Annotated in this window: 10 protein-coding genes and 1 pseudogene; 1 reads left to right on the forward strand and 10 read right to left on the reverse strand. The window is 68.7% G+C overall.

The window, feature by feature from the left end; genetic code table 11:
- Window positions 1-2 precede the first annotated feature (2 nt).
- From mtrA to N415_RS13005, 8 genes are all read right to left on the reverse strand, one after another.
- On the reverse strand, window positions 3-689 hold the full coding sequence (gene mtrA, locus N415_RS12970; protein ID WP_055576516.1) for a two-component system response regulator MtrA: 687 nt from the start codon (window positions 687-689) through the stop codon (window positions 3-5).
- 80 nt (window positions 690-769) lie between these two features.
- Window positions 770-1,402 carry a dTMP kinase gene (locus N415_RS12975; protein ID WP_068181966.1) on the reverse strand — a complete coding sequence of 211 codons (633 nt, stop codon included), beginning with the start codon at window positions 1,400-1,402 and terminating at the stop codon, window positions 770-772.
- Window positions 1,403-1,493: 91 nt separating this feature from the next.
- Window positions 1,494-2,966 carry an adenosylhomocysteinase gene (ahcY, locus tag N415_RS12980; protein ID WP_068181970.1) on the reverse strand — a complete coding sequence of 491 codons (1,473 nt, stop codon included), beginning with the start codon at window positions 2,964-2,966 and terminating at the stop codon, window positions 1,494-1,496.
- 58 nt (window positions 2,967-3,024) lie between these two features.
- On the reverse strand, window positions 3,025-3,702 hold the full coding sequence (locus N415_RS12985) for a TetR family transcriptional regulator (RefSeq protein WP_152531360.1): 678 nt from the start codon (window positions 3,700-3,702) through the stop codon (window positions 3,025-3,027).
- Window positions 3,699-3,881: a rubredoxin RubB gene (rubB, locus tag N415_RS12990; RefSeq protein WP_068100530.1), complete on the reverse strand. Its 183-nt coding sequence runs from the start codon at window positions 3,879-3,881 to the stop codon at window positions 3,699-3,701. Before rubB ends, N415_RS12985 begins: the two co-directional genes overlap by 4 nt.
- Window positions 3,878-4,051, reverse strand: a complete 174-nt coding sequence (locus tag N415_RS12995) for a rubredoxin (protein WP_068100532.1) — start codon at window positions 4,049-4,051, stop codon at window positions 3,878-3,880. The genes rubB and N415_RS12995 overlap by 4 nt, the downstream gene beginning before the upstream one ends.
- On the reverse strand, window positions 4,048-5,271 hold the full coding sequence (locus tag N415_RS13000; protein ID WP_068181976.1) for an alkane 1-monooxygenase: 1,224 nt from the start codon (window positions 5,269-5,271) through the stop codon (window positions 4,048-4,050). The genes N415_RS12995 and N415_RS13000 overlap by 4 nt, the downstream gene beginning before the upstream one ends.
- A gap of 174 nt (window positions 5,272-5,445) precedes the next feature.
- Complete coding sequence (locus N415_RS13005) at window positions 5,446-6,954, reverse strand: amino acid permease (protein WP_068181980.1); 1,509 nt, start codon at window positions 6,952-6,954, stop codon at window positions 5,446-5,448.
- 108 nt (window positions 6,955-7,062) lie between these two features.
- On the opposite strand from N415_RS13005, the gene N415_RS13010 reads away from it, so the two are divergent.
- Window positions 7,063-8,427 carry an oxidoreductase gene (locus tag N415_RS13010; RefSeq protein WP_152531362.1) on the forward strand — a complete coding sequence of 455 codons (1,365 nt, stop codon included), beginning with the start codon at window positions 7,063-7,065 and terminating at the stop codon, window positions 8,425-8,427.
- Here N415_RS13010 and manA read toward each other — a convergent pair.
- Together manA and N415_RS13020 are read right to left on the reverse strand one after the other, a co-directional pair.
- Window positions 8,405-9,631: a mannose-6-phosphate isomerase, class I gene (gene manA / locus N415_RS13015; protein ID WP_068181986.1), complete on the reverse strand. Its 1,227-nt coding sequence runs from the start codon at window positions 9,629-9,631 to the stop codon at window positions 8,405-8,407. The genes N415_RS13010 and manA overlap by 23 nt on opposite strands.
- 8 nt (window positions 9,632-9,639) lie before the next feature.
- A pseudogene (locus tag N415_RS13020) lies at window positions 9,640-10,195 on the reverse strand (TobH protein); the annotation flags it as partial.

Below are 10,195 nucleotides of genomic sequence, written 5' to 3' on the forward strand. Positions count from 1 at the left end.
GATCACGGAGGTCCGGCCTTGTATCCCACTCCTCGAACGGTCAACACCACGGTCGGGTTCTCAGGGTCTTTCTCGACCTTGGCCCGCAGACGCTGGACGTGCACGTTCACCAGGCGGGTGTCCGCCGGGTGCCGATACCCCCACACCTGTTCGAGCAGCACATCACGAGTAAACACCTGGCGCGGTTTGCGTGCCAGCGCGACCAACAGGTCGAACTCCAGCGGTGTGAGGGAGATCTGCTCGCCGTTGCGGGTGACCTTGTGCGCCGGCACGTCGATGTCGACGTCGGCGATGGAAAGCATCTCGGCGGGCTCGTCGTCGTTGCGCCGCAGCCGCGCGCGCACCCGGGCGACCAGCTCCTTGGGCTTGAACGGCTTCATGATGTAGTCGTCGGCGCCCGACTCCAGGCCGAGCACCACGTCCACGGTGTCGGTCTTGGCGGTCAGCATCACGATGGGCACGCCGGAGTCGGCGCGCAACACCCGGCACACGTCGATGCCGTTCATGCCCGGCAGCATCAGGTCCAGCAGCACCAGATCCGGGCGCAACTCGCGCACCGCGGTCAGCGCCTGAGTGCCGTCGCCGATGACTGCGGTGTCGAAGCCCTCCCCACGCAGCACGATGGTGAGCATCTCGGCCAGCGAAGCGTCGTCGTCGACGACCAAAATCCTTTGCCTCATGGAGTCCATGGTGTCACCAGATCGGGACAAATTCGGCGCACCACACGGGCGTTTCTTATTCGATACGGCCAAATCGTGACAATTTTGTGCTAGCCGGCGGTCAAAGACGCCGCCAACCGCCCCGGATCGACGTCGGCGTCGACGACCAGCCACCGCCCGCCCCAGCCCGCCGCGGCCAGCTCGGCATAGACCGCGCCGGTGCGCTGCTGCAGCCCGTCGTCGCGCTCATAACTGTCCCGCGCGCGGCCCGGCTCGTGCTCGGCCCGGTGCCGGGCCCGCCGCGCGGCGAGTTCGGCGGGCACCGCGAGCAGCACCTGCCAGTCCGGCGCGGGCAGTCCCAACCGCTCGTATTCGAACCGGAGCACCCACGCCGCCGCCTCCCCGGCCGCGTCCTGGTGCAGGCGCGCCGCGCTGTAGGCCGCGTTGGAGGCGACGTAGCGATCCAGGATCACCACGTCGTGGTCGCGGCCCAGCGCCGCGATCTGCCCGATCGCCCCGGCGCGGTCGAGCGCAAACAGCGTGGCCATCGCATACACCGACGACGCCAGGTCGCCGTGCCCGCCGTGCAACGCTTCGGCCGCGATGTCGGCGGTCACCGACTGCCCGTAACGCGGGAACGCCAGGGTGGCAACCGACTTCCCGGCGGCTTCGAAGGCCTTACGCAGGCCGTCGGACAGCGTCCGCTTGCCGGAACCGTCGACCCCTTCGATCGCGATCAGCACGGCGCGAGCCTATCCCGGCCCGCGAGCGCCACGCTGGCGTGACGCTCGAGGCCGAACGCCGCGCTGGCGTGACGCTCGGCGATTCAGCGCATCAGTAGCGGTAGTGGTCGGCCTTGTAGGGGCCGTCGACGTCGACGCCGATGTACTCGGCCTGCTCCTTGGTCAGCTTGGTCAGCTGGCCGCCGAGCGCCTCGACGTGGATGCGGGCAACCTTCTCGTCGAGGTGCTTGGGCAGCCGGTACACCTCGTTGTCGTACTCGTCGTTCTTGGTCCACAGCTCGATCTGCGCGATCACCTGGTTGGAGAAGCTGTTGCTCATCACGAACGACGGGTGCCCGGTGGCGTTGCCCAGGTTGAGCAGCCGGCCCTCGGAGAGCAGGATGATCGACTTGCCGCTGTCCGGGAACGTCCACACGTCGACCTGCGGGCGGATGTTCACCTTGGTGGCGCCGGACTTCTCCAGCTGGGCGACCTGGATCTCGTTGTCGAAATGCCCGATGTTGCCCAGCACCGCGTGGTCCTTCATCGCCTTCATGTGCTCGAGCGTGATGATGTCCTTGTTGCCGGTGGCGGTGATGACGATGTCAGCCTCGCCGATCGCGTCCTCGACCGTCTTGACGTCGTAGCCCTCCATCAGCGCCTGCAGCGCGTTGATCGGGTCGATCTCGGTGACGACGACGCGCGCGCCCTGGCCCTTGACCGACTCGGCGCAGCCCTTGCCGACGTCGCCGTAGCCGCAGATCAGCACCTTCTTGCCGCCGATCAGCACGTCGGTGCCGCGGTTGATGCCGTCGATCAGGGAGTGCCGGCACCCGTACTTGTTGTCGAACTTGGACTTGGTGACCGAGTCGTTGACGTTGATCGCCGGGAAGGCCAGGTCACCGGCCGCGGCGAACTGGTAGAGCCGCAGCACGCCGGTGGTGGTCTCCTCGGTGACGCCCTTGACCGACTCGGAGATCTTCGTCCACTTGTCCTTGTCGGTCTCGAAGCGGTTGCGCAGCAGCTCCAGGAAGACCTTCCACTCGGTGGGGTCGTCGTCCTCGGCGGGCGGCACCACGCCGGCCTTCTCGTACTGCGCGCCGCGCAGCACCAGCATGGTGGCGTCCCCACCGTCGTCGAGGATCATGTTGGCTGGCTCGTCGGGCCAGGTCAGCATCTGCTCGGCGGCCCACCAGTACTCCTCCAGCGTCTCGCCCTTCCAGGCGAACACCGGCACACCCTTGGGCTCCTCGGGGGTGCCGTACGGGCCGACGACCACCGCGGCGGCGGCGTGGTCCTGGGTGGAGAAGATGTTGCACGACGCCCACCGCACCTGCGCGCCCAGCGAGACCAGGGTCTCGATGAGCACGGCGGTCTGCACGGTCATGTGCAGCGAGCCCGAGATCCGCGCCCCCTTGAGCGGTTGCACGTCGGCGTACTCGCGGCGCAGCGACATCAGGCCCGGCATCTCCTGCTCGGAGAGCTCGATGTCGCGGCGGCCGTAATCGGCCAACGACAGGTCGGCGACCTTGAAATCGATGCCGTTGCGGACGTCGGCGGTCAGGGAGCTTTCGGTCGTCGTCATAGCGTGGTCTTCCTTCTTCGACGTTTGGGGGGCTCGCTCGAGCCAAGCGGTACTTAGCTTAGGTATGTTCTTCCGCCACTGTAGCCGCGACCCCATGACGCTCCGCGAACGGCGTCATCAGCCGGGCCAGGTCCGCCGCCACGTCTCCCCCGCCTTCGGCGGGAGGTGCCCCCAGATCGGCGCTCGGCGGCATGGACACGTAGCTCAGCGCCAGCCGCACGATGGCGCGGGCGAGCACCCCGGCGTCCTCGTCGCTGGTCGCCACCCAGCTCTGGGTGAGCGCCGTGGTCAGCCGCGCCGACGCCCGGTTGATGATGGGCCCGCTGTCGGTGGTGATGATCTGCAGCAGGTCGGGCTTAGCGACGCCGGTCAACAACGAGATCACCAGCGGGTCGGCGGCCGACTCCGCGAAGAAGGAGCGAAAACCCTGCAGGAACGCCTCGTGGATGTGGCCGACGTTGGCGTCGATCGCGGATCCGACCGCGTCGACCAGGCGATCGGCCAGGCGCAGGGCGTACCCCTGCGCTAGGCCTTGGCGCGACCCGAACTCGTTATAGATGGTCTGCCGGCTGATGCCCGCGGCGCGGGCCACGTCCGACAGCGTGATCGCCGACCAGTCCCGGGCCAGCAGCAGGTCGCGCATCGCGTCGAGCACCGAGTCGCGCAACAGGACGCGTGACGCCTCGGCATACGGCATCCGCTTCACAGGCGCGACAGTAGTAGTCGAGGCGTTCACGGTCTGGCCACTTCCACCATTTCGAAGTCGGATTTCGCGGCGCCGCAGTCCGGGCAGCTCCAGTCGTCGGGGATGTCGTCCCAGCGGGTGCCGGGCGCGATGCCGTCTTCCGGCCAGCCCAGCGCCTCGTCGTACTCGAAGCCGCACTGGATGCATCGGAACAGCTTGTAGTCGCTCATGCCGTCACACCTTCCTTCTCGAAGTCCGCCTTCTCGCGCACCGCACAATCGGGGCAGCACCAGTCGTCGGGGATGTCGCTGAAGGGCGTGCCCGCGGGAAAGCCTTCCCGCGGAGCGCCTTTGGCCTCGTCATAAAGGTAGCCGCAACCCGGGCAGCGGTAGGCGATCATGCCGCCACCTCATGCCGGGCGAGCAGCTTTTCGCGCAGCCGCGGCGCGATGTTGACCCGGGTGATGTCGCCGTCGTAGTGCGCCAGCACGCGGTGGTCCATCACCCGGCGCCACAGCGGCGGGAAGTAGGTCAGCGAGATCATCGACGCGTACCCGCTCGGCAGGTTGGGCGAGCCCTCCAGGCTGCGCAGCGTCTGGTAGCGACGGGTCGGGTTGGCGTGGTGATCGCTGTGCCGCTGCAGGTGATACAGGAACAGGTTGGTCACCACGTGATCGGAGTTCCAGCTGTGCACCGGGGCGCAGCGCTCGTAGCGGCCGTTCGTGCCTTTTTGCCGCAGCAGCCCGTAGTGCTCGAGGTAGTTGACCGCCTCGAGCAGGCTGAACCCGAAGACCGCCTGGATGACCACGAACGGGATCAGGCCCGGGCCGAAGATCTCGATCAGCGCGCCCCACAGCACCACCGACATCAGCCACGCGTTGAGCACGTCGTTGGACAGGTAGGTCCGGGGGTCCCACGGGCTCTTGCCGAGCCGGCGCAGCCGCTGCGCCTCCAGCCCCAGCGCCGAGCGCAGGCTGCCGAACACGCTGCGCGGCAAGAACTCCCAGAAGGTCTCGCCGAAGCGCGCCGACGCCGGGTCCTCCGGGGTCGAGACGCGCACGTGGTGGCCGCGGTTGTGCTCGATGTAGAAGTGGCCGTAGCAGGACTGCGCGAGGGTGACCTTGGAAAGCCAGCGCTCCAGGGAGTCCTTCTTGTGCCCCATCTCGTGGGCCGTGTTGATCCCCACCCCGCCGAGGACCCCGACCGACAGCGCCACACCCAGCTTGCCCGCCCAGCCCAGCGCTCCGTCAAAGCCGAGCCAGCCCAGGTTCGACGCGGTGAACAGGTAGGCGCCCAGGACCACACTGAGGTACTGGAACGGGATGTAGACGTAGGTGCAGTAGCGGTAGTACTTGTCGTTCTCCAGCCGTTCCATCACCTCGTCGGGCGGGTTCTGCCCGTCGGGCCCGAACCGCAGGTCGAGGATCGGCAGCAGCACGTAGAGCAGGATCGGCCCGATCCACAGTGGTACCTGCGCGGCGGCGTGCCAGCCCAGCCGGTTGAGCCCCCAGATAATCGGCAGCATCACGAACAGGGCCGTCGGGGCGATCAGCCCCATCAGCCACAGGTGGCGCTTCTTGTCCCGCCAGACCGGCGCTTCCTCGGGCCGCAATGCGGTCATCTGCCAAACCTCCTCGAAGTCATGGACCGTCGCCGAGCCTGTAAATCTGCAGACAAAGTGCGAGTAAAGACCTGCGGAATTACAGGCTCGGCGAACCGGTCGCATCTCGATTTGGACAATACGGCAGTTTGCGTCTTGTGTCTAGACACAAACCGCTATTTTGTAAACCGAGGATCAGCCGGCCGGGCCCGCCTCCGCCGGGGCCACCGAGGCGAGCTCCCCGGATTGCCGGCGCCCCTGAACCGAGTGCCGGTACCCATAGCCCACGTATATCGCCGTGCCCACCACCAGCCAGACGCCGAATCGCACCCAGGTCAGGGCGCTGAGGTTCAGCATCAGCCACGCGCAGGCGACGATCGACGCGATGGGCAGCAGCGGCACCCACGGCGCCCGGAACCCCCGCTCCAGGTCCGGACGGGTGCGCCGCAGGACCATGACGCCCGCCGACACCAGGACGAACGCGAACAGCGTGCCGACGTTGACCATCTCCTCGAGCTTGGCGATCGGAAAGACCGAGGCCGTCGCCGCGATCACGACGGCGACCAGCACGGTGATCCGGACGGGGGTCCCGCGCGCGCCGGTCTTGGCCAGCGACCGCGGCAGCAGCCCGTCGCGCGCCATCGCGAACAGCACCCGGCACTGCCCCAGCACCAGCACCATCACCACCGTGGTCAACCCGGCCAGCGCGCCGACGGCGATGATCTTGCTGGCCCAGTCGATCCCGTTGGCCGCGAAGGCCGTGGCAAGGTTGGCCGGCTTGTGGCCGGGCACGGTCTTGAGCTGGGTGTAGGACACCATGCCGGAGAGCACGACCGAAACCGCGACGTAGAGGACGGTCACGATCGCCAGCGACGCCAGGATGCCCCTGGGCACGTCGCGCTGCGGCTTCTTGGTTTCCTCGGCCATGGTGGCCACGATGTCGAATCCGATGAACGCGAAGAACACGATCGAGGCCCCCGCCAGCACGCCGTAGAGGCCGTAGTGGCTGCTGTGCGCCCCCGTCAGCAGCGAGAGCACGGACTGGTTGATGCCCGACGACTCGTGCCCGGCCTCCGGCTTCGGGATGAACGGCGAGTAGTTGGAGCGCTTGATGTAGAAGACCCCGACCAGCACGACGAAAATCACCACCGACACCTTGATGCCGGTGACCACCGCGGAGAATCGGGACGACAGCTTGGTGCCCAGGGCGACCAGGGTCGCGACCACCGCGACGATCAGCAACGCGCCCCAGTCGAGGTTGACCGATCCGAGTTGGACTGTGCCACCGGCGAATCCGAACACGTTCCCCAGGTAGCTCGACCAGCCCTTGGACACCACGGCGGCCCCGATCGCCAACTCCAGGACCAGGTTCCAGCCGATGATCCAGGCCAGGAACTCACCGAAGGTGGCATAGGAGAAGGTGTAGGCGCTGCCCGCCACCGGCAGGGTCGAGGCGAACTCGGCGTAGCACAGGGCCGCCAGCGCGCAGGTGACCGCGGCGATCACGAACGAAATCCAGATGGCCGGTCCGGTGATGTCGCCGGTGGTCGACGCGGTGACCGTGAAGATGCCCGCGCCGATCACCACCGCGACGCCGAACACGACCAGGTCCCACCAGGTCAACTCCCTGCGCAGCCGGGTCTCCGGCTCGTCGGTGTCGGCGATCGATTGCTCGACCGACTTCGTGCGCCATCGATTTGCCATTAGTCCGCCTCCGGGACCCGTTGGGACCCGTTGGGTCCCGTTGGACCGCACAGTACTGGGTAGTCTGCGGGCATAGCGGAAAGCGGGGGAAACATGCGGGACCATGCCGTGGTCATCGGGGGAAGCATCGCCGGGCTGTGCGCCGCGCGGGTGCTGTCGGACTTCTATACGCGAGTCAGCGTGTACGAGCGCGACGAGTTGCCGAGCGCGCCGGCGAACCGCGCGACGGTCCCCCAGGACCGGCACCTGCACATGCTGATGGCCCGCGGCGCGGCGGAGTTCGAGGACCTGTTCCCCGGCCTGCTCGACGACATGGTCGACGCGGGCGTGCCCATCCTGGAGAACCGGCCGGATTGCATTCACCTGGGCGCCGCGGGCCACGTCCTGGGAACGGGGCACACGCTGCGCGACGAGTTCACCGCCTACGTGCCCAGCCGCCCGCACCTGGAGTGGCAGGTGCGCCGGCGCGTCCAGGACATCGAGAACGTCGAGATCATCCGCCGCTCGGTGGCCGAGCCGCGGTTCGACCCCGCGCGCCAGCGCGTGACCGGCGTGCTGCTCGACCCGCAGGGGGATGCGGAGCCGGAGTTCGTGCCGGCCGATCTCGTCGTCGACGCCGCCGGCCGAGGGACCCGCCTGCCGGTGTGGTTGGAGCAGTGGGGATTCGAGCGCCCGGTCGAGGCCACCATCGACATCGGCATCAACTACGCCACCCAGCAGTTCCGCATGCCGGAGGGCCTGATTGCCGAGAAGGTGGTGGTGGCCGGGGCGTCCCACGACGAGTCGCTGGGGCTGGGCATGCTGCACTACGAGGACCGGGTCTGGGTGCTGACCACGTTCGGGGTGGCGGGCGCCAAGCCGCCCGCGACGTTCCCGGAGATGCTGGCGCTGGCCGGCAAGCTGCTGCCCGCGCACTTCAATTCCGCTCTGGCGCAGGCCGAACCCGTCGGCGAGCCGGCGTATCACGCGTTTCCGGCCAGCCGGTGGCGCCGCTACCACAGGCTGGACCGCTTCCCGGACGGCATCGTCCCGCTCGGTGACGCCGTCGCGAGCTTCAACCCGACCTTCGGGCAGGGCATGACGATGACGGTGCTGCAGGCCGGTCATCTGCGCCGGGCGCTGCAATCGAATGACCTTGCCCGCGAACTGAATCGGGCCACCGCCCGGACGACCTACCCGGTATGGATGATGAACGCGATCGGCGACATCACCTTCCACCACGCCCGGCCCAAGGGGCGGACGCCGTGGTGGTGGCGGCCGTCCGGCGCGCTGTTCGACCAGTTCCTCGGGGCGGCCGAGACGGATCCCGTTCTGGCCGAATGGTTTTTGCGCCGGTTCTCGCTGCTGGACAGCCTGTACATGGTCCCGCCGCCGCGGATCGTGGGCCGCGCCATGGCGCACAACATGCGGCTGTGGCTGCGCGAGCGCCGGGAAGCCCGGCAGCGCCCGCTCACAGCCCTACGGTCGCCCTGAACAGTTTGGAGGGCTCGCGCGCGACGAGGCGGATCGGTCCGTCGTCGGCCGCCACCCAGGCCGCCATTCCGCGCTCCAGCGTGAGCGATCCGGACTTGGCGTGCACCGTCGTGCAGCCCTGGGTGCTCAACAGGATCTGCGGGCCCTCGTGGGCGCAGCCCGCGTCGACCTCGTGGCCGAGGTACTCGCCGTCGAGTGCCAGCAGCGCGACGGCGAACTCGTCGGTCGGCGTCTGGTAGATCTGGCCGAACCCCTCGCGGCGGATCGGCGGGCGCAGCTGCGCCTCGGTGGTGGGCGTGAAGTCCAGCACCCGCAGCAGCTCGGGCACGTCGACGTGCTTGGGGGTGAGCCCGCCGCGTAACACGTTGTCGGAGTTGGCCATCACCTCGACGGCGAAGCCGCGCAGATAGGTGTGCAGGTTGCCGGCCGACACGAAGATGGCCTCGCCGGGGGCCAGGGTGATGCGGTTGAGCAACAACGCCGCCAGCACGCCGGCGTCACCCGGATAGCGTTCCCCCAGCTCCAGCACGGTCTTGGCCTCGGCCGCGAATTCCGTTGCCCCGGAACTGACGTACTGGATCGCGCCGTCCAGCACGGCGGGCACCAGCACGTCGATGTCGGGCTGCGGAGCGGTGATCCAGGTGGTGAACAGCGCGCGCAGGCCGTCGGCGTCGGACTGGTCGTTCAGCAGGTCGATGTAGGGGTCGAGGTCGGAGACGTTCAGCGCGCGGAGCAGCTCGACGGTCCGCGACGCCTGGCGAAACCCGGCCAGCGCCTCGAACGACTGCAGCGCCACCAACAACTCCGGTTTGTGGGAGGTGTCGCGGTAGTTGCGGACCGGCGAGTTGACCGGGATGCCCAGGCGCTCCTCGCGCAGGTACCCCTCGACCGCCTGCTCGGTGCTCGGGTGCGCCTGCAGCGACAGCGGCTCGTCGGCGGCGAGCACCTTCACCAGGAACGGCAGCACGTCCCCGAACCGGGCGCGCGACCCCGGGCCGAGCTGTCCCTCCGGGTCGGCGACGACGGCCTCCAGCAACGACACCTCGCCCTTGTCGGTCTCCAGCCAGGCCGGGTCGCCGGGATGCGCCCCGAACCACAGCTCGGCCTCCGGATGAGCCGCCGGAACCGCCCGCCCGGTGAATTCCGCCAGGGCGGTGCGCGATCCCCAGGCGTACGTCCTCAAGGCCCCGCGAAGCAGTTCCACTTGTCTATTTATCCCCGCACCAGTCGCATGTAAACCGCGGCCATCTCCAGCCGAACGGCCAATACTGCCAGTTGCTGCTCGGCGCTGACGGCGCCCCCCAACGCCGGCGCAACCGTGGAGCCGGCCGAGCCGCCGGGCCCGTCCGGCACGTCCTCGGCGGCCAGCAAGTACACGTTTTCCAGGCCGGCGGTCCGGGCGGCCACCACCGTCTGCTCGTCGCGCAGCGTCAGGGCCAGCACCCGAAGCCGGTCGGGCCGGGGCCCGTCGATCTCCTCGTCGTGAAACAGGTCCTCGACCGAGGACGCGGAGCCCGCGGGGCCATCGGTCGCCGTCCGCAACGCCACCACCGCGTCGGCCAGCCCGGTGGCGGCGACGACCTCGTGGGCGAGCCGCAGCAGCACCGAACTGCCGTGCCGGGCCAGCGCCAGCGTCGCGGCGCAGTCGCCGGCCAGCACCGCCCGCCGACCGACCAGCCGCTCGGCGATGTGCTTGGCCGGGTTGGTGAACAGCTCGCGGCCGGCGCTGTTGCGCAGCGCCTCGGCGTCCAACTCGTCGGCCAGCGGC

The sequence above is a fragment of the Mycobacterium sp. UM_CSW genome (assembly GCF_000455205.1).
Taxonomy (GTDB): Bacteria; Actinomycetota; Actinomycetes; order Mycobacteriales; family Mycobacteriaceae; genus Mycobacterium.